The sequence below is a fragment of the Micromonospora yasonensis genome (genome assembly GCF_026013475.1).
Lineage (GTDB): Bacteria > Actinomycetota > Actinomycetes > Mycobacteriales > Micromonosporaceae > Micromonospora > Micromonospora yasonensis.
Genome location: NZ_JAPDPH010000141.1, coordinates 1 through 18,457, shown reverse-complemented (window position 1 = coordinate 18,457; position 18,457 = coordinate 1). Strand labels below are relative to the sequence as shown.

The following is an 18,457-nucleotide window of genomic DNA, read 5'->3' as shown; positions in this document are numbered from 1 at the left end:
GTGGTCAGCTCGGCCAGCTACGAGGCCCGCCGGTACGGCGTCCGCAGCGCCATGCCCACCGCCCGGGCCCGGGCCCTCTGCCCGCACGCGGTCTATCTGCCGCCGGATTTCACCCAGTACTCGGCGGCCTCCCGGGCGGTCATGCGGATCTTCCGGGACGTCACCCCGCTGGTCGAGCCGCTCTCCCTGGACGAGGCGTTCCTCGACGTGGCCGGGGCCCGCAAGCTGTTCGGCCGGCCCGCGGAGATCGCCCGGCTGATCCGCCGCCGGGTTGCCGAGGAGCAGGATCTGACCTGCTCGGTCGGGGTGGCGGCGAGCAAGTTCGTGGCCAAGCTGGGCTCCACCCGGGCCAAGCCCGACGGCCTGCTGGTGGTGCCCGCCGCCCGGGTGATCGAGTTCCTGCACCCGTTGCCGGTCGACGCGCTCTGGGGGGTGGGGGAGCGCTCCGCCGAGGCGCTGCGCCGGCTCGGTCTGCACACCGTCGGGGCGCTGGCCGAGGCGCCGTTCGGCCTGCTCCGCCGGGCGGTCGGCGAGGCCGCCGCGACCCACCTGCACGAGCTGGCCTGGGGGCGGGACCCGCGCCGGGTCTCCCCGGAGCAGGTGGAGAAGTCGATCGGGGCGGAGGTGACCTTCGACGTCGACGTGACCGACCCGCTGGAGATCCGTCGGACCCTGCTGGCCCTCGCCGAGAAGGTCGGCGCCCGGCTGCGCGCGGCCGGGCAGGTCGGGCGGACCGTGTCGCTCAAGGTCCGGCTCGCCGACTTCCGCACCGTCAACCGGTCCCGCACGCTCTCCGTGCCCACCGACACCGCCCGGGAGATGTTCGACACGTCCTGGGCGCTGTGGACCGCGCTCGCCCCCGGCGAGCCGGTCCGCCTGGTCGGCGTACGCGTGGAGGGGCTGGCCGCCGCGGAGGAGACGCCGCGCCAGCTCACCCTGGGCGAGCCGGAGCGCGGCTGGCGGGAGGCGGAGGCGGCGGCGGACGCCGCGGCTGCCCGATTCGGGCGGTCCGTCATAGGTCCGGCCAGTCTTCTCGGGAAGCGTGATCCACGACGAGTCGAAAAACCGACCCGGCCGTAGGTCGTCCCGCTTTCCGACGCGCGGGGCCCCTCGTAGACTTGACGGCAAGCAGCCGGTTGGCTGCCACGGTCTGTCGGCCCGACCGGGCCGACTCACGTGACCGGGGAGGAGTGCCGTGCCGCTCTCGGAGCACGAGCAGCGGCTGTTCGAGCAGATCGAGCGGTCGCTTGCCGAGGACCCCAAGTTCGCCTCGGCCGTGCGCGCCAGCGACCCGCGTTTCCACGCGCGGCGTCGCGTGCTCGTCGCTGCCGGCGTGGTCATCGTTGGTCTGGCCCTGCTGATCTACGGTGCCGTGATCAAGACGACCCCGGTGGCCGTGGCGGGCTTCGTCGTCATGCTGGCCTCACTGGGTTACGCGGTGCAGTCGCATCGCCGCTCCCAGTCGCCCGACCTGCACGTGGTGGGCGGCACGACCAGCCGTCGGACCCGCGGCCGGACCGGCCGGCGGGGCTCCTTCCTCGACCGGATGGAGGACCGCTGGCGGCAGCGCCCGGAGGGGCACCGCTGACCACGTCCCACCTCTGACGGCACCGGCCCGCGCACGCCGGCTGCGCCACCGGCGGGCCGGCGCTGCGCCGCGCTCGCCCCCGTACCGACCCGAACCTCTCCGGCCCCTGACCCCTCGCTCTGCGGCAAGATCGCGTTCGATCAGAAGTAGTGGCATCGGAGCACGCCGGATGCCACTCGAACCAGGATCGAGCGCGATTTCGCGTACCCCGACCGCCGACCGTGCCCGGGCCGCGCGGCCGATGCGATGGGTGTCCGCCCATCCGTCGGCGGGGGAGCGCCGACGGACGGGCGGACCGTCAGCGGGCCGGGCGGCCCGCCAGGAGGCGGCGCGGATTCCAGCGCAGCAGCCGGTCGCGCACTCGCCCGGTGGTGGTGACCAGCCGGCTGGACCGGTCCGCCACCGCCGTACGCCAGCGCAGCAGCACCGACGGCGGCAGCAGCGCCGCCATGATCCGGGTACGCCGGTCGGCCCGGGCGGCCAGCGTCGTGCGTACCGACCGCAGGGCCGGGTGCAGCGCCTCGCCGGTGAGCGGGTCGCGGGCGTAGCGGGCCCGCTCCTCGGCCCGGCCGAGCAGCCGCACCCCGGTCATCGCCCCGGTGTCCTCGGCGAGGCTCTCCCGGACCAGCCGCTCGGCGGTGGCCCGCGGGGTCTCCGTCCGGTCGACGCGTACCTGGTAGTCGATCAGGGTGTCGAGCAGTTCGTCCCAGGCGGCGTGCGCGTCCGCCCGGGCCCGCTCGGCGTCCACCCCGACCGTGACATCCCGGGCGCCGCCCCGGGGACCGGGAACGGCGCTCAGCACCGTGGCCGCCGGGGTGAGCGCCCGGGCCCGCCGGCGACGGCGCAGCGCCGACCGGCGCGCCGCCGGCACGGCCAGCAGCACCAGCAGCGCGAGCACCGCGCCGCCGAGCCACCACGGCCAGACCGGAGACTGCCGGGTCGGGTCGTTCGCGCCGACGCTGAGCCCCTGATCGGCGTCCTTCTCGTGCGGGTCCTTCGCGTTCGGGCCGGTCGACGAGTCGATCGGACCCGCGGAGGGGTTGACCCCGGGCGCCGAGGGAGTCTCCTCCAGTGCGTTGGTGTCCGGCGCCCAGGACGACCGGACCGAACCCTGGATGGCCGCCGCCGGGGTGGCGTCGAACGGCACCCAGCCGATCCCACCGAAGTAGACCTCGGTCCACGCGTGCAGGTTCCGGTTGGTCAGCACGTACGTGCGGCCGTTCGAGTTGCTGCCGTTGGTGAAGCCGAACGCCACCCGGGCCGGGATGCCGGCGGCCCGGACCAGCCAGGCCATCGCCGCGGCGTACTGCTGACAGAAGCCGACCTTGGTGGCGAGGAAGTCGGTGATGTCGTCGCCGCTGGTGCCGCCCCTGGTGGAGAGCGAGTACGTGAAGCCGTTCTCCACCGAGAAGTAGTCGTAGATCGCCCGGACCTTGTCGTAGTCGTTCTGCCGACCCTTGACGAGCTGGGCGACCAGCGTGTCGACCGCCGGCACCGACGGCGTGCGCGTCTGCTGGCGCAGCACCGGGTCGTCGGCCGGCAGCGACGGCGCCGCGCGCAGCACCCCCAGGCTGTACGTCGAGCGGACGTAGTCGAACGCGTAGCGCTTCCCCCGGGAGTTCTCCCGGTTGGAGAAGACGATCTGCAGGTTCGGGTCGTAGAGCCAGTTGCCGTTGAGGTCTTCCGTCTTCACCGGCTCCGCGTAGACCGGCAGCAGCGGCATGGTGAGGTTCTTCGTCACCTCGACGGTGGCCCGGTAGCGCTGCTGGTCGACGCCCCGCCCGCCGCGCTCGGTCGGGTCCGGCAGGTTCCGGGTCACCGACCGGCCGGTCGGTACGCGGACCCGGAAGCCGGCCGGGTTCAGGTCGTCGGCCACCCCGAAGCGCAGGTAGAACGGAGCCGACTCGTTGGTGCTCACCTTGACCAGCTCGGTCACCTCGGACTGGTTGAGCTGGCCACTGAGCGCGGCGAACAGGTCGATCCGGCCCGGGCTGCCGCCCTGCCCCGGCCGCCCGGTGCCGTCGCCGGTGCCGTCGGCGACCGCGTTCATCAGCCCGCCGGTCATCCCCGGCACGGCCAGCGGCAACGCCACGGCGAGGGCCACCCCGACCACGGCCAGCCGGCGGCCGGCCGCGGCCAGCGGCGACGCCTCCCAGACGTCCACGTCCCGGCCCTCGCCGGTGAACCGGCGGCCGAACCGGCGGACCCGGTCGACATTGTCGGTGACCAGCAGCCACAGGTAGCCGCAGGCGCCCACGATGAACGGGGTGGCGGGGACGCTGTCCACGTAGACCGCCACCGGCACCGAGTAGATCGCCAGCATGGGCAGGCCGGCCAGCGCCGGCCGACGCAGCCCGACGGTCAGCACGTCCACCACCACGGCGACGGTGCCGACGCCGAGCACGGCGAGGAAGAGCAGCGAGTCGACGTCCGGCACCTGCACGCCGTACGAGCGCATGTCCTGCACCGAGTCGCCGAGCAGCTCGGCGAAGTGGGCGAAGGTCGCCGGCGTCGGCACGAACGCGAGCAGCTCGGTGCCGCCCGGGAAGATCCAGGTCAGGCCGAGCGTGAGGCCGGCCAGCATGGCGAGGATCTGGCCCCACAGCGGGGCACGACCCAGCCGGCTCAGCGCGGCGGCGCCGGCCACCACGGCGACCACGATGGCCGCCTGGACCAACCACGTCCAGCGCTGGAAGATCGCCGACAGCGGCGCCGCGGCCAGCAGGGTCGATGCGGCGGCGACGAAACCGAGGTTGCGGTGCGCGGTCACGGGTCCACCCTTCCGGTCATCGCATGCCTCCGGCGACGGTCTCGGCCAGCGCCGCCCGCAGCGCGAAGCCCTGCGAGCCGCGGGCCGCCTGCGGCCAGAGCACCGGCAGCCGGTTGCCGTGCGCCACGCCGATCACCCGCCAGCCGCTCTGCAACAGCGCGAGCGCGGCGGTGCCGTGTGCGTGCTCCGCCTCGGCCCGGGCCTTCGCCGGGAGGTTGAGCCAGGTGGTGCTGTCCAGCAGGAAGCCGACGCAGGTGGCGCCGTTGCCGCGCAGGCCGGCCAGCAGCTCCGCCTCGGCGGTGCCGAGCGTGCCGAACAGCGCGATGATCAGGCCGCCGTCGGCCCGCTGCCGGACCTGCTGCACCAGCGAGGTGATCTCACCGCGCTTGTCCAGGTGCACCTGGGCGAGGTGGTCCAGGAGCAGGCCCTCGCCGCCCGCCTCGGTGGCGTCCACGTCCGTGCCGTCGCCGGTGACCAGGCGCAGCTTGTATCCGGCCTGGCGCAGGTGCACCGCGATGCTCGCGGCGGCCGAGACCGCCCACTCGAAGCTCGCCGTCGGGCCGTCGCCCCGATGACCGAAGGCCCGGGTGTCCAGCACGACCGTGGCCCGGCTCTCCCAGGGCTGCTCCTCCCGGCGCACCATCAGCTCGCCGGTGCGGGCGGTCGACTTCCAGTGCACCCGGCGCAGGTCGTCGCCCATCCGGTACTCCCGGGTGGCGGCGTCGTCCTCGCCGTGTACCGCGACCGAGCGGGCCCGGCTGTCGCCGCTGCCCGCGTACTCGCCGGGGAGGCGGACCGCGGGCAGCGGGGTGACCTGCGGGATCACCGTGAGGTGGTCGGTGCTGGGGAAGGCCCGGCTGAGCTCACAGAGCCCGAACGGGTCGGTCAGCCGGACCACCAGCGGGCCCACCTCGTACCGGCCGCGCACGTCGGCCCGGACGGTGTACGCGACCGAGCTGGCCTGGTGCGCGCCGAGCCGCTCCAGCACCACCCGCGGCCGGCTGCCCAGCGCGTACGGCAGCCGGTCCTCGAGCAGCAGGGTGCCGGTCGGCAGGCGGGAGAGGTTCTGCAGCCGCAGCACCACCCGGGAGCTGGCCCCCACCGGCACCCGGTGCGGTTCGAGCGACCGGTTGCAGGCGACCTTGTACCGGCTGCGCCCGACGTAGGCCGCCGCGAGCAGGGGCAGGATGGCGAGCAGGACGGCCACCCGGAGCAGGTCCTTCTCGCCGAGGATCGCGGCGGAGATCGCGGCGGCGAACGCGGCCGCCAGGAAGGAGCGGCCGCGGGTGGTCAGTCCGCGCAGCCCGTCGCGCACCTCACGGCCTCCGTGGTTCGTACGGCCCGCGGCCGTTGCCCGGGGCGGGCCGGGTGTCGTACGGCGAGCGCTTCCGGTCGTGCGGCAGCGGCAGCCGGTGCACCAGCTCGGCCACGATCGCGTCGGTGGTGCGGCGGGCGAGCTGGGCGTCGGCGGTCGGGATGATCCGGTGCGCCAGCACCGGCACCGCGAGCACCTGCAGGTCGTCCGGGAGGACGTAGTCCCGGCCCTCCAGGGCGGCCACCGCGCGGGCGGTGCGCAGCAGCTGGAGGGTGGCCCGCGGGGACGCGCCGAGCCGCAGGTCGGTCGCCTCGCGGGTGGCGGTGACCAGGTCGACCGCGTACTGCTTGACCGCGTCGGCGACGTGCACCTGGCGGACGTGTCCGATGAGCCGGCGGACGGTGGCCGCGTCGGAGACCGGCCGCAGCTCGTTCAGCGGGTCGGCGGCCCCGTGCCCGTCCAGCATGGCCAGCTCGGCGCCCGCGTCCGGGTAGCCCATCGCGATCCGGGCGGTGAACCGGTCGCGCTGCGCCTCCGGCAGCGGGTACGTCCCCTCCATCTCGATCGGGTTCTGCGTCGCGATCACCATGAACGGGGTCTGCAGCTGGTAGGTCACCCCGTCGACGGTGACCTGCCGCTCCTCCATGCACTCCAACAGCGCCGACTGGGTCTTCGGCGAGGCCCGGTTGATCTCGTCGCCGACCACCAGGTTGGCGAAGACCGCGCCCGGCCGGAACTCGAAGTCGTGGGTCTCCTGGTTGTAGACACTGACCCCGGTGACGTCGCTGGGCAGCAGGTCGGGGGTGAACTGGATCCGGCGCACCGAGCAGTCGATCGAGCGCGCGAGGGCCTTGGCGAGTTTGGTCTTGCCGACGCCGGGCACGTCCTCGATGAGCAGGTGGCCCTCGGCGAGCAGCACGGCCAGGGCGAGCCGTACGGTGGCCGTCTTGCCCTCGATGACCTGCTCGATGTTGGCCACGATGGCCTCGCTGGCGGCGCGGAACTCGTCGTGCGGCAGCAGACCGCCCACCTCGTCCCAGGTCTGTTGTGTCACGGGCCTCCTCCTCGTCGCCTGGACGGCAGCTCTGAATAGAGCACCTGGACCCGCCGTTGGGTTCGCGACGCCGAGCCTCGTCTGCCGCAGAAATCTCAGTGGCCTCTCAGGCTAACCATGTTTGTCGTTGTCGCCGACCCCCGCAGCCCGTCGGTCGGTTACGCCCGAAATATTCGCCGGACCGGGGGAACGTCCCGACCTGTGGTGCGGGCGAGCTGGCCCGCCGGTGGGCGGGGTACACTGCCGGCATGGCCGGAGTCTTCCTGCTTCTTACCGAGCCGTGCTGATGCGCTGAACGCGCGACAGCACGGCCGCCCCTCCTGCGCGAGGGGCTTTTTTGTGCCCGCAGCAGACCTCCCCATATCCGACATGACCCGCGCCGAGGAGACGCCATGAGTGAGGCAGCCGCACCGGCGACCGACATCCCCCCGTTCCGGTACACCGCGGCCATGGCCGAGGAGATCGAGCACCGCTGGCAGGACACCTGGGAGCGGGAGGGCACCTTCCACGCGCCGAACCCGACCGGCCCGCTGGCCGACCCGGACCACCCCCGGGCGGGCGCCGAGAAGCTGTACGTGCTGGACATGTTCCCCTACCCGTCGGGCGCCGGCCTGCACGTCGGCCACCCGCTGGGCTACATCGGCACCGACTGCTACGCGCGCTACCAGCGGATGGCCGGGCGCAACGTGCTGCACGCGATGGGCTTCGACGCGTTCGGCCTGCCGGCCGAGCAGTACGCGGTGCAGACCGGCACCCACCCCCGGACCACCACCGAGGCGAACATCGAGCGGTACAAGGCGCAGCTGCGCCGGCTGGGCCTGGCCCACGACGAGCGGCGCTCGGTGGCCACCATCGACACCGACTTCTACCGCTGGACGCAGTGGATCTTCCTGCAGGTCTTCAACTCCTGGTACGACCCGCGGGCCGGCCGGGCCCGGCCGGTCGCCGAGCTGATCGCGGAGTTCGAGGGGGGCACCCGGCCCACCCCGGACGGCCGGCCGTGGGCCGAGCTGACCGTGGTCGAGCGGCGGAAGGTCGTCGACGACCACCGGCTGGCGTACGTGTCGGAGGCGCCGGTGAACTGGTGCCCGGGGCTGGGCACCGTGCTGGCCAACGAGGAGGTCACCGCCGACGGCCGCTCCGAGCGCGGCAACTTCCCGGTCTTCAAGCGGAACCTGAAGCAGTGGATGATGCGGATCACCGCGTACGGGGACCGGCTGCTGGCGGACCTGGACACCCTGGACTGGCCCGAGCCGATCAAGATGATGCAGCGCAACTGGATCGGCAAGTCGACCGGCGCGCACATCGACTTCCCGACCGACCAGGGCCCGGTGCGGGTGTTCACGACCCGGCCGGACACGGTCTTCGGGGCCACCTACATGGTGCTGGCCCCCGAGCACGAGCTGGTCGACGTGCTGGTGCCGGCGGCCTGGCCGGAGGGGACGAAGGAGGCCTGGACCGGCGGGCACGCCAGCCCGCGGGCCGCCGTCGAGGCGTACCGGAAGGCCGCCGCGGCCAAGACGGACGTGGAGCGGCAGGCGGAGACCAAGGAGAAGACCGGCGTCTTCGTCGGCGCGTACGCCACCAACCCGGTCACCGGCGGGCGTGTCCCGATCTTCATCGCCGACTACGTGCTGGCCGGCTACGGCACCGGCGCGATCATGGCGGTGCCCGCCCAGGACGAGCGGGACTGGGACTTCGCCGAGGTCTTCGACCTGCCGATCGTGCGGACCGTGCAGCCGCCGGCGGGCTTCGACGGCAAGGCGTACACCGGGGACGGCCCGGCGGTCAACAGCGCCGCGCCCGACCGCGGCGTGGACCTGAACGGCCTGGGCGTGGCCGACGCCAAGGCCCGGATCATCGAGTGGCTGGAGGCCAACGGGCACGGCGCCGGCGCGGTGACCTGGCGGCTGCGGGACTGGCTGTTCTCCCGGCAGCGCTACTGGGGTGAGCCGTTCCCGATCGTGTACGACTCCACCGGGGCGCCGATCGCGCTGCCCGAGTCGATGCTGCCGGTCGAGCTGCCCGAGGTGGACGACTTCTCGCCGAAGACGTTCGACCCGCAGGACGCCGACAGCAACCCGGAGACCCCGCTGTCCCGCCGGCGCGACTGGGTGGAGGTGGAGCTGGACCTGGGTGACGGGCCCAAGCGCTACACCCGGGAGACCAACGTGATGCCGCAGTGGGCCGGCTCCTGCTGGTACGAGCTGCGCTACCTGGACCCGACCAACTCCGCGCGCTTCGTCGCCCCGGAGAACGAGGCGTACTGGATGGGGCCGCAGCAGCCCGGCGACTGCGGTGGCACCGACCTGTACGTCGGCGGCCAGGAGCACGCCGTGCTGCACCTGCTGTACGCCCGCTTCTGGCACAAGGTGCTGTACGACCTGGGCTACGTCTCGTCGTTCGAGCCGTTCCGTCGGCTGTTCAACCAGGGCATGATCCAGGCGTACGCGTTCACCGATCCCCGGGGCACGTACGTGCCGGCTCAGGAGGTCGTCGAGGTCGACGGCCGGTACTTCCACGGCGAGACCGAGGTCCGGCGCGAGTACGGCAAGATGGGCAAGTCGCTGAAGAACGTCGTCACCCCGGACGAGATGTGTGCGGCGTACGGCGCGGACACCTTCCGGGTGTACGAGATGTCGATGGGCCCGCTGGAGGTGTCTCGCCCGTGGGAGACCCGGGCGGTGGTCGGGTCGTACCGGTTCCTGCAGCGGGTCTGGCGGACCGTCGTCGACGAGCAGACCGGCGAGCTGCGGGTCACCGACGCGCCGGCCGACGAGGCGACCCGGCGGCTGCTGCACAAGGTCATCGACGGGGTTCGCGGCGACATGGAGGGGATCCGGTTCAACACCGCGATCGCCAAGCTGATCGAGCTGACCAACGGGCTGACCCGGCTGGCGGAGACCCCGCGCGAGGTGGCCGAGCCGCTGGTGCTGATGGTGGCGCCGTTCGCCCCGCACATCGCCGAGGAACTGTGGCGGCGGCTGGGCCACGACAGCACCCTGGCGTACGTCGACTTCCCGACCGCCGATCCGGCGCTGCTGGTCGCCGAGACCGTCACCTACCCGGTGCAGGTCAACGGCAAGGTGCGGGGCCGGATCGAGGTGGCCGCCGACGCCGCCGAGGACGCCGTCCGGGCGGCCGCGCTGGAGGCGGTCGCCGGCTCGCTGGGCGGCAAGGAGCCCCGCAAGGTCATCGTGGTGAAGGGCCGCATGGTCTCGGTCGTCGCCTGACGGGACCCGCGCGCCGCCGTCGAGCGCGCAGTTTCCCGGAAAGAGTGGCCACTCCGCGCCGGATGGCCACTCTTTCCATGAACGAGCGTCGAGCGGTTTTGTGCGCCCGGCACTGGTCCTTCGTCTGCCTTTCGAGCTGATGTCGCAAACGATTCGGCCGTGCGGACGGCCGCCGGTGGCGGATTGCCGCCACGGCCGTTCGGGCCTGGCCGGGCTGTGAACCAGTGACCTCTTCGGTGTGAACTCTCGGCGAGCGGGTCGGATCGGGCTTGGTGCGAGGTCAGACGGCCTGCTGGCGCGCTTCTCGGCCCGGTTCGGCTGGCACTGTTGCTGTACTTCGCTGCTGTACTGCTGGCGTGGGCCGGTCGGCATCCCTGACCCATCCGAGAAAGCGGCGGTGCAGCACGCCGGCCGGCGTCCAGGGCATGTCCTCGGTCGCCTGGACGAGATAGCTGCCGAGGTAGAGGGCCAGCGACACCGGAGCGTCCGCATACTCCGCCCGCAGCTCCCGCTTCCGCGTCGGGCAGGGCCAGGGCAGGTCGCAGCCTCCGCAGCTCCAGATCGGCATGACCGGGCCGTGGGTGGTCACCGCACACCCTCCAGGAACCGGGCAGTGATCGTCCGGGCCTGCCGGCTGGTCGCCCACTCCACCTGCCAGCACGGGTACGGCGCCAGCCGCGACCACCAGGCTCGGCAACCGGCGCACATGCCGTCGAGCCCACGTACGTGCACCGCGAGGATCGCCTGCACCTGCCCGTCGTTCACTACTCCCCCTCCGTCGGCCAGTGGCCACGATTGATCGGAATCCGATGCCGGGCGTGACACGGCAACTCGGCTCCGCACCGGCAGACTCGCCGCCACCGTCGCCAACACCAGACCGGCCGATGCCGGCGCGCGAGGGTCAGCGCGACTGCCAGGATGTACTCGTCGTAGGAGACCCGCCGTCGATTGCCGGTCACTGCCTCATCGCCGGCTGATGGCTGAATCTGGCCAGCGTTCCGAGCGCGGCCTGCATCAGCAGTCCAACCAGTTGCATCTCCCCGTCTGGTCACAACGCCTCCCGCCGTCGCCCTGACGGAGCCGTGGGCACCCGGCCACGCTCTTCAGAGACGGAGCACCCACGGCAGGACACCCGGCCGCCAAGCTGGGTAGCCCCACAAGCAACTTAGGACGCAACGTGCGCAGAGTCAACGCCTATGACACATAGCGTTGTGAGTTGGGCCTACGGTGTGATCTGCTTGCACCAGCCGCCAAGCTGGGAGCACCACCGATGTCTGAAGCTGCATACCTACAGGTCGCCAGGGATATCCGCGAGCAGATCAGCTCCGGCCAGTTGAAGCCGGGCGACAAGCTGCCATCCTTCGCTGCCCTGTGCGAGCACTACGAGGTCAGCAACACCGTCATCCGGGCCGCCATGCTCCTCCTCAAGGCAGAAGGGCTGATCGACGGCAGGCAGGGCAAGGGCGTGTACGTCACGAACCAGCAACCGCGGTAGGCAAGGCAGACCAGCCGGAACCGCTTCAGGGCCGGCGCTCCAACCGCCCTTCCCGGCCCACTGTCACCTTGTGGAAGAAGCGTCAGGGCAGCAGTCGGGCGGACAGCGGACGGCCCCGTCGGAGGAGCTTCGCGACCGCTCTGCGTCACTCAGTGTGCAGTACGGGCAGGAGCCGAGTGCCGGAGCCCAGAGGAACTGGTGCTCTGGGCGGTTCGGACACTGCTTGACCATGCGGTGCTTGATGCCAGCGCGCCCGTTTCCCATGGCTAGCATGCCAGCACACTAGCCAACGGCGGCCTAGACCTGGTCCTCGTTGACGCCGGGCAGGGGGCGGGCATGGCGTAGCGCTGGGAGACTGTGCATAGCGCCGCCCCAAAGAAGGAGCCATGGAGTGGGCCGCATGGCCGACGGGTCCCCAATTCCTGTGCAGTGCGAGGGGACCGTGCTGCTGCATGAGGATGACACCAGCACGTGCGCGGAACCGGATTGCCCCGGGACCGGGCAGCGCCATCGTGGCTTGATCGACGTTTGTCGTCTCGGTGGCTGCATCCATTGCCCGTCGGGGCCGACCTGGAGTGACAACCTCTGATGCTCACTATCGCCTCGACGCCAAGTCGGCCGACGCCTTCGGTGTGAACGAAGCGCTCTCCCGCTGCGTTCGTCAGCCGGGCCGGCCCGCGGCTGAGTCGTTTTCGACATCAGCTCGAAAGGGGCTCGCAGCACTTGTGCCCCAGGCGGCGGCCGGGGACGGCCCACCTCAGTGGGTGCCCAGCGCCGTCTCCACTGTCGGGCGGTGCCGGAGCAGCCACTCCTGCCAGCCGCGTACCCCGTCGACCGCGCCGGCCGCGCGGAGCCGGCGCATGCCCGGTTCGTCGCGGTCGGCACCGGCGTCGATGCCGCGCCAGGTGCCCTCGATCTGCTCGAGCATGACGTCGAGCAGTTCGCCGCGGGGGAGCGGTGGGCCGAGGGCCGCCATGTCGTAGGCGTCGCAGAGCAGCCGGCAGCGGCGGCCCAGCTCCGCCGGGTCCGCGCCGTCGCCCAACTCGGCCCAGTGCCAGCTGGCGAACGCCACGTCCTCGATCCGCCGGCCCGGCGCGGCCAGGTCCCAGTCGAGGAAGGCGACCGGCAGCAGTCCCGACGGGGAGTCGCGGTAGACCGTGTTTTTCGGGGACAGGTCGCGGTGGCAGACGGTCTCCGCGCCGCCGGCCAGCTCGCCGCCGGCGCAGGCGTCGTGCACGGCACGGACCATCCCGGCCAGCCGGGCCAGAGCCGCGTCGGAGAAGAAGGACGGGTCCTCCCGTTCCCGCCAGGGCACCCGCCCATCGAGGTGGGTGAGCACCTGCCGCCCGCGCTCGTCCAAGCCGAGGTGTCGGGGTGCCAGCCCGGGGGTGGTGATCGCCAGGTGCCCCAGCAGGGTCGCCACGAAGTCGAGGTTCGTCGGGGGCGTGCGGCGCACAGTGTCGCCGACCCGGACCACTTCGGCGATGAAGCCGCCCGGCAGCAGCTGCTCGGCGGTCATCTCAGCCCGCCACCAGCCGGCGCTGCCGCTCGGCGCGCCACCAGCGGTGGACGATCACGACGCTGGCGATCAGGCCCAGGCTGGCCGGGGCGGCGGCGTACCAGTTGACGCCGCCGGGGGAGCTGACCGCCGCGCCGAGCGCCGCGTAACCGACGGCAGTGGGGATGGCGGCGATCAGGCTGCCGGCCAGGAACGGCAGCATCCGCGCCCCGGTGGTGCCGTAGCCGTAGCTGACCAGGCCGAACCCGGCGATCGGCAGCAGCCGTACGGTGATCACGCCGAAGACGCTCTGCCGGGCGAACCAGCCGTCCAGCCGGGCCAGCCGGCCGCGCACCCGTTCGGCGACGAAGTCCCGCCCGAGCAGGCGACCGACGGCGAAGCCGACCGCCGCGGCGAGCAATGCGGCGCCCAGGGAGTACCCGGCGCCCGGCAGCGGCCCGAAGATCGCTCCCGCGGCCAGCGTGACGAAGGTCCGCGGCACCAGCGCCACCAGCAGCAGCGCCCCGGCCACGATCGCCACGACCGGGGCGTACCCGCCGAGGGAGTGCGCGAGCCGGGGCAGCTCGGCCGGGTCGGGCCGGGGGAGCAGCAGCAACGCCACCCCGAACCCGGCGAGGAGCACCAGCAGCAGCGCGAACCGGCGCGCCGACGGCTGCCGGAGCAGCCGCCGCGCGGTCGCGGTCATGCCCGGACGGCGGCGGCCACCGCGGCGCGGCGCTCGGACCGGAGCCGCTCGGCCCAGGTGTCGTCGAGCGCGGGAAGCTGGTGGATGCCGGTCGCCCAGCGCAGCAGCAGGTCGGCCAGGGCCGGGTTGCGGGCCAGCGCCGGGCCGTGCGAGTAGGTGCCCAGCAGCTTGCCCCGCCACGCGCCCTCGGTCGCCCCGTCGTTGCCCACGCCCGCGGTCACCCGAGCCAGCGGCGACACCCCCGGGCCCAGGTGGGTCCGCCCGCCGTGGTTCTCGAAGCCGGTCAGGTAGGGAATGCCCAGCCGCGCGTCGACCTCGCCGGCCAGCTCGCCGACCGCCCGGGTGGGCCCCCGGTCGGAGGCGATGTCCAGCAGCTCCAGCCCGGCGCACCGGGTGCCCTTCGCGAAGAAGGAGGTGCCGAGGAGTTGGTAGCCGGCGCAGACGCCGAACACCACCGAGCCCTGCGCCACCGCCCGATGCAGGCCGCCGTCGGCCATCAGCCGCTGCGCGCCCAGTGCCTGCGGGCCGTCCTCGCCGCCGCCGATCAGGTAGATGTCGGCGGTGGCCGGCAGCCTCTGGTCGGAGCGGACCTCCAGCACCTCGACCGGCATGCCGCGCAGCTGGGCCCGGCGGGCCAGGATCAGCATGTTGCCCCGGTCGCCGTAGGTGGAGAGCAGGTCGGGGTAGATCCAGACGATGCGCAGGCTCTCAGTTGACACGGTCCAGCTCCGCTCGGATGTCCTGGAAGGCGGTGTAGTTGGCGATGACCTCCAGGCGGCCCGGGGGCACCGCCCGGATCGCCTCGTCGAAGCTCCGGACGTGCTGGAACGGCACGCCGTTGACGTCGAGCCGGACGGCCAGGTCGTACGCCCGGTCGCCGGTGATCAGCACCTGCCGGCCGCGCAGCGGGGCGAAGTCGACGTCGAAGAGCCAGGAGGTGTCCAGCCCGTCGGGGTCCCGCGCGTTGATGGAGAGCAGCGTGGGCGCCAGGTCGGCCATGTCGAACGCCTCCAGCCAGCTGGCCGGGTTCTTGGCCAGCAGTAGCCGGATGTTGCGCCCGTCCCGGTCGACCTGGGCGTAGCGGCCGGCGACCGAGCTGACCGCGCCGAGCCGGGAGACCGCGTCGACCGGCCGTACGCCGAACTCGGCGGCGACCGCCAGCGCGGTGGCCGCGTTACCCAGGTTGACCCGGCCCGGGAGTTGCAGCTGCACCTTGTGCCAGGCGCCGGTGGGGTCGAGCACACCGTCGTCCTCGACGGTCCACTGCGGCTGCGGCCGGCGCAGCGGGCAGCCGCTGCACCACCACTGCTCGCCGGAACGCTGGATGGCGGAGCCGCACTCCGGGCAGACCCAGGAGTCGTCCTGCCAGCGCTGGCCGGCGCTGAACCAGGTGACGTGCGGCGGGAAGTGCCCCTGGGCCGGGTCGGCCGGCGGGGTGGCCGCCCACACCACCAGCGGGTCGTCGGCGTTGGCGACCACCCGGACGTCGGGGTGCCGGACCAGCGCCGCGCGCCAGAGCTGCGCCATCATGGCGACCTCCTTGGCCCGGTCGAGCTGGTCGCGGGAGAGGTTGAGCAGCGCCACCACGTGCGGTTCGGTGGCCTCCAGCACCTGGGCGAGGTAGTGCTCGTCGACCTCCAGCACCGCGTACGGGGTGCTGCCGGCCTTGGCCAGGGCGGAGGTGTGGCCGGTGGGCATGTTGGCGCCGAAGGAGTTGGTGGCCACCCGGCCGAGCACGCCGACGGCGGCGGTGGTGAGCCGGGTGGTGGTGGTCTTGCCGTTGGTGCCGGACACCAGGGCGATGGCGCGACCCGCCGACAGGTGGGCCAGCAGGTCCGGGTCGATCTTGAGGCCGATCCAGCCGCCGATCACCGAGCCGTCGCCACGGCCCGCGGCCCGCGACAGCGCCGCGGCGGTCCGCGACACGGAGCTGGCCACCTTCGCCCGCAGGGGCATCTTCGCGTCCGTCACGCGAGCGAGGTTACCGGACCGGATGGCCCGCCAGATCGCCGCCGACGGCGATCCGTTCGGCCGAGGGCGTCCGGCGGACGGCCAGCGAGCGTTCCGCCGGATGGAGTCGATCAATGTCGGGTAGCGGACCGGCCCGGGGGCCCGCCGTCCCCCTCCACTCCGCCCCACCCCCTCTGACGTGCTCTTTTGCGCGCGTAAACGCCGCGCCACGCGGGCGTTTCTGGTTGCAGGTGGAGGGAAGTGGAGTAGAGTGGGGCGCGATGGTGAGGCCGGGAGGGCCACACCGGCCCGGGGGGTCAGCGGCGCCGCGAACGCCGCTCAGGGCGAGGGGGTTGGGCCGATGTTCCTCGGCACCCACACTCCGCGCCTGGACGACAAAGGCCGGTTGATCCTTCCGGCGAAGTTCCGGGATGAGCTGGCGGGGGGTGTCGTGATCACCAAAGGGCAGGAGCGCTGCCTCTACGTCTTCCCGATGCCCGAGTTCCAGCGGATCGCCGAGCAGTTGCGCGCGCAACCGATGACGAGCAAGACGGCCCGGGCCTACAGCCGGGTCTTCTTCGCCAGCGCGCACGACGAGGTTCCGGACAAGCAGGGGCGGGTCACCATCCCCGCGCACCTGCGCTCGTACGCCGCGCTCGACCGGGACCTGGTCGTGATCGGCGCGAGCACCCGGGTGGAGATCTGGGACAAGGCGGCCTGGGAGGCCTACCTCGCGGAGAGCGAAGACGACTTCGCCGACATCGAGGAGGGGGTGCTGCCCGGCGGTCTGTAGGGCGTGACGGCGCCCGACGTACTGCGAGATCTCCAGCCGCTTTCGAGTTCCTGGCACCCCTTCCCCGGTGCCAGGCGCACGATCCGATACGGAGGGCCGCGGCCTCCGGCGGGCGGGAGCGGATGGGGATCTGGCGGTATGACGAGGCGTCGTGGCGACGACGGACGCGGTACGAACGGAAGGTTTCAACCAGTGGGGGTCGACATGGGGGAGCTACGCGGCACGCACGTGCCGGTGCTGCTCGAGCGGTGTCTCGAGTTGCTGGCCCCCGCGCTGGGGCGGACCGGACGCACGGTCCACGTCGACGCCACGCTGGGCCTGGCCGGCCACGCCGAGGCGGTGCTGGAGGCGCACCCGAACACGGTGCTGATCGGTCTGGACCGGGACACCGAGGCCCTCGCCCACGCGCGGACCCGGCTGGCCCGGTTCGCCGATCGGATCCACCTCGAGCACGCCGTCTACGACGAGTTGCCCGAGGTGCTCGACCGGCTCGGCTACCCGGCGATCGACGGGGTCCTGTTCGACCTGGGCGTCTCGTCGCTACAACTCGACGCGCCCGACCGCGGGTTCGCGTACGCGCAGGACGCGCCGCTGGACATGCGGATGGACCAGACCCGGGGGGTGACCGCCGAGGAGGTGGTCAACACCTACTCCCACCCCGAACTGGCCCGGGTGCTGCGGGTGTACGGCGAGGAGAAGTTCGCCGGGCGGATCGCCTCGGCGATCATCCGGGAGCGCGAGCGCGCTCGGATCACCTCGTCGGCCCGACTGGCCGAACTGGTCCGGGAGAGCATTCCGGCACCAGCCCGGCGAACCGGCGGACACCCGGCAAAGAGAACGTTTCAGGCTTTACGGATCGAGGTAAACAGGGAACTGGCAGCGCTGGAGACGGCGCTGCCGGCCGCTCTGGACAAGCTCACCGTGGGCGGCCGCATGGTGGTCCTGTCCTACCACTCGCTGGAGGACCGGCTCACCAAGCAGGCGCTCGCCGACCGGGTCCGCAGCAAGGGCCCGGTCGACCTCCCGGTCGAACTGCCCGGGTCGGGCCCGACGTTCCGGCTGCTCAGCCGGGGCGCCGAGCTCCCCGGGGAGGCCGAGGTCGCGGCCAACCCGCGCGCCGCCTCGGTGCGGCTGCGGGCCGCGGAACGGCTCGACCCGGAGGCGGCCCGGCAGGGGCGTACCGACCGCGAACGGTACCGCCGCCGGGTGAAGGCGATGCACCAACCGGGGACGGGGTCACCGGGGTCCGGCGAGGGCCCGGGTGCGGCTCCGGGGGACGGGACGGACGAAGAGGGGGAGGGGACATGAACATCGACAAGCGCGACGGCCGGGACGCCGTCGGGCAGCGCGCACCGCGGTCGGGGGGCCGGACCACGGCGCAGCGCAGCACGCGGACCACGACGGCGGGGGCCGACCGCCGGGAGGAGGCTCGCGCCCGGGGGGCGCGCGAGTTCCTCACCCAGGGCAGCGCCGCGCTGCGGCCGGCCGAGCGGACCCGGACCACCGAGACCACGACGCCGCGGCTGCGGGTCGCCCCGCCGCCGCCGGTCCGGGTGCCGCGGGCCCCGTTCGCCGGGCTGATCGTGGTGCTGGTGGTCGGCGGGGTGCTCGGCATCCTGGCGGTCAACACGAAGATCAACGAGAACGCGTTCAAGCTGGAGAAGCTGCAGCAGCAGCAGGCCAAGCTCGACGTCGACCAGCAGCAGTTGGAGAAGGAGATCGCCGACCAGAAGGCCCCGGGCAACCTGACCGCCAACGCCCGCAAGCTCGGCCTGGTCGAGTCGGACGACCCGGCGTACATCCGGCTGCCGGACGGGAAGACGATCGGCATCCCGCACCCGGCGGAGGGCGCGCCGTCCATCACCAGCCAGCAGGGCAACGGAGGCTGAGCGGTGCCGCCGAGATCGGAGGATCCGCGCCGGGACGCCACGGGCTCCCGGCGCGGCTCGTCCCGGGGTGGCGAACCTCGGGAGCCTGGCGTCGGTGGCATCTCCGACGCGCGGGCGTACACGCCGCGCGGGCGGACCATCCGGGAGGGCGGCGGGCCCGCCCGGG

At 72.9% G+C, this 18,457-nt stretch carries 15 protein-coding genes and 1 pseudogene; 7 read left to right on the top strand and 9 right to left on the bottom strand.

The genetic code is table 11. The features are described from left to right. Positions 1-1,080 (top strand): DNA polymerase IV (gene dinB, locus ONA70_RS24495; RefSeq protein WP_265008830.1); only part of this gene is annotated, 1,080 nt, incomplete at its 5' end. A 115-nt stretch (positions 1,081-1,195) separates the two neighbouring features. Continuing rightward, the gene (locus ONA70_RS24490; protein WP_265008829.1) at positions 1,196-1,588 is read left to right on the top strand and encodes a DUF3040 domain-containing protein; all 393 of its coding nucleotides are present in this window, start codon (positions 1,196-1,198) and stop codon (positions 1,586-1,588) included. 298 nt (positions 1,589-1,886) lie between these two features. Here the strand turns inward: ONA70_RS24490 and ONA70_RS24485 are convergent, their stop codons facing one another. Genes ONA70_RS24485 through ONA70_RS24475 form a run of 3 tightly spaced genes read right to left on the bottom strand, consistent with a single transcriptional unit; the run spans position 1,887 to position 6,727 of the window. Then, a complete protein-coding gene (locus ONA70_RS24485) occupies positions 1,887-4,358 on the bottom strand; it encodes a transglutaminase TgpA family protein (RefSeq protein ID WP_265008828.1) in 2,472 nt (823 codons plus the stop codon). Between the two features lie 16 nt (positions 4,359-4,374). Further along, positions 4,375-5,673, bottom strand: a complete 1,299-nt coding sequence (locus ONA70_RS24480; RefSeq protein WP_265008827.1) for a DUF58 domain-containing protein — start codon at positions 5,671-5,673, stop codon at positions 4,375-4,377. A gap of 1 nt (position 5,674) precedes the next feature. After that, complete coding sequence (locus tag ONA70_RS24475; protein WP_265008826.1) at positions 5,675-6,727, bottom strand: AAA family ATPase; 1,053 nt, start codon at positions 6,725-6,727, stop codon at positions 5,675-5,677. A gap of 392 nt (positions 6,728-7,119) precedes the next feature. Between ONA70_RS24475 and leuS the strand changes: the two genes are divergently transcribed. After that, the gene (gene leuS, locus ONA70_RS24470; protein ID WP_265008825.1) at positions 7,120-9,960 is read left to right on the top strand and encodes a leucine--tRNA ligase; all 2,841 of its coding nucleotides are present in this window, start codon (positions 7,120-7,122) and stop codon (positions 9,958-9,960) included. A 280-nt stretch (positions 9,961-10,240) separates the two neighbouring features. Here leuS and ONA70_RS24465 read toward each other — a convergent pair whose 3' ends face one another. Together ONA70_RS24465 and ONA70_RS36720 are read right to left on the bottom strand one after the other, a co-directional pair. Next, on the bottom strand, positions 10,241-10,549 hold the full coding sequence (locus ONA70_RS24465; RefSeq protein ID WP_265008824.1) for a hypothetical protein: 309 nt from the start codon (positions 10,547-10,549) through the stop codon (positions 10,241-10,243). Beyond that, a pseudogene (locus ONA70_RS36720) lies at positions 10,546-10,902 on the bottom strand (hypothetical protein); the annotation flags it as partial. The pseudogene ONA70_RS36720 and the gene ONA70_RS24465, both read right to left, overlap by 4 nt. A 328-nt stretch (positions 10,903-11,230) precedes the next feature. Here ONA70_RS36720 and ONA70_RS24455 point away from each other — a divergent pair. Further along, on the top strand, positions 11,231-11,455 hold the full coding sequence (locus ONA70_RS24455) for a winged helix-turn-helix domain-containing protein (protein ID WP_265008822.1): 225 nt from the start codon (positions 11,231-11,233) through the stop codon (positions 11,453-11,455). A gap of 757 nt (positions 11,456-12,212) precedes the next feature. On the opposite strand, the gene ONA70_RS24450 is transcribed toward ONA70_RS24455, so the two are convergent. From ONA70_RS24450 to ONA70_RS24435, 4 genes are read right to left on the bottom strand one after another with little or no spacing between them, the layout of a single operon-like run. Further along, the gene (locus ONA70_RS24450) at positions 12,213-12,974 is read right to left on the bottom strand and encodes an aminoglycoside phosphotransferase family protein (protein WP_265008821.1); all 762 of its coding nucleotides are present in this window, start codon (positions 12,972-12,974) and stop codon (positions 12,213-12,215) included. 1 nt (position 12,975) lies between these two features. Then, positions 12,976-13,659, bottom strand: a complete 684-nt coding sequence (locus tag ONA70_RS24445; RefSeq protein WP_265008820.1) for a TVP38/TMEM64 family protein — start codon at positions 13,657-13,659, stop codon at positions 12,976-12,978. Next, positions 13,656-14,378: a type 1 glutamine amidotransferase gene (locus ONA70_RS24440; protein ID WP_265008819.1), complete on the bottom strand. Its 723-nt coding sequence runs from the start codon at positions 14,376-14,378 to the stop codon at positions 13,656-13,658. The genes ONA70_RS24445 and ONA70_RS24440 overlap by 4 nt, the downstream gene beginning before the upstream one ends. Further along, entirely contained in the window at positions 14,368-15,615 is a 1,248-nt protein-coding gene (locus ONA70_RS24435; protein ID WP_265008832.1) for a MurT ligase domain-containing protein, read from the bottom strand. The genes ONA70_RS24440 and ONA70_RS24435 overlap by 11 nt, the downstream gene beginning before the upstream one ends. Positions 15,616-15,970: 355 nt before the next feature. Here ONA70_RS24435 and mraZ point away from each other — a divergent pair, with 355 nt between their 5' ends. From mraZ to ONA70_RS24420, 3 genes are all read left to right on the top strand, one after another. Continuing rightward, positions 15,971-16,402, top strand: a complete 432-nt coding sequence (gene mraZ / locus ONA70_RS24430) for a division/cell wall cluster transcriptional repressor MraZ (protein ID WP_265008818.1) — start codon at positions 15,971-15,973, stop codon at positions 16,400-16,402. Between the two features lie 204 nt (positions 16,403-16,606). Continuing rightward, complete coding sequence (gene rsmH / locus ONA70_RS24425) at positions 16,607-17,710, top strand: 16S rRNA (cytosine(1402)-N(4))-methyltransferase RsmH (protein WP_265008831.1); 1,104 nt, start codon at positions 16,607-16,609, stop codon at positions 17,708-17,710. Then, positions 17,707-18,291 carry a hypothetical protein gene (locus tag ONA70_RS24420; RefSeq protein WP_265008817.1) on the top strand — a complete coding sequence of 195 codons (585 nt, stop codon included), beginning with the start codon at positions 17,707-17,709 and terminating at the stop codon, positions 18,289-18,291. Before rsmH ends, ONA70_RS24420 begins: the two co-directional genes overlap by 4 nt. Positions 18,292-18,457 lie beyond the last annotated feature (166 nt).

Coding starts and splice junctions, on each gene's coding strand:
- leuS (WP_265008825.1), top strand. CDS start 7,120: ATGAGTGAGGCAGCCGCACCGGCGACCGACATCCCCCCGTTCCGGTAC.
- ONA70_RS24455 (WP_265008822.1), top strand. CDS start 11,231: ATGTCTGAAGCTGCATACCTACAGGTCGCCAGGGATATCCGCGAGCAG.
- ONA70_RS24450 (WP_265008821.1), bottom strand. CDS start 12,974: ATGACCGCCGAGCAGCTGCTGCCGGGCGGCTTCATCGCCGAAGTGGTC.
- ONA70_RS24445 (WP_265008820.1), bottom strand. CDS start 13,659: ATGACCGCGACCGCGCGGCGGCTGCTCCGGCAGCCGTCGGCGCGCCGG.
- ONA70_RS24435 (WP_265008832.1), bottom strand. CDS start 15,615: ATGCCCCTGCGGGCGAAGGTGGCCAGCTCCGTGTCGCGGACCGCCGCG.
- mraZ (WP_265008818.1), top strand. CDS start 15,971: ATGTTCCTCGGCACCCACACTCCGCGCCTGGACGACAAAGGCCGGTTG.
- rsmH (WP_265008831.1), top strand. CDS start 16,607: ATGGGGGAGCTACGCGGCACGCACGTGCCGGTGCTGCTCGAGCGGTGT.
- ONA70_RS24420 (WP_265008817.1), top strand. CDS start 17,707: ATGAACATCGACAAGCGCGACGGCCGGGACGCCGTCGGGCAGCGCGCA.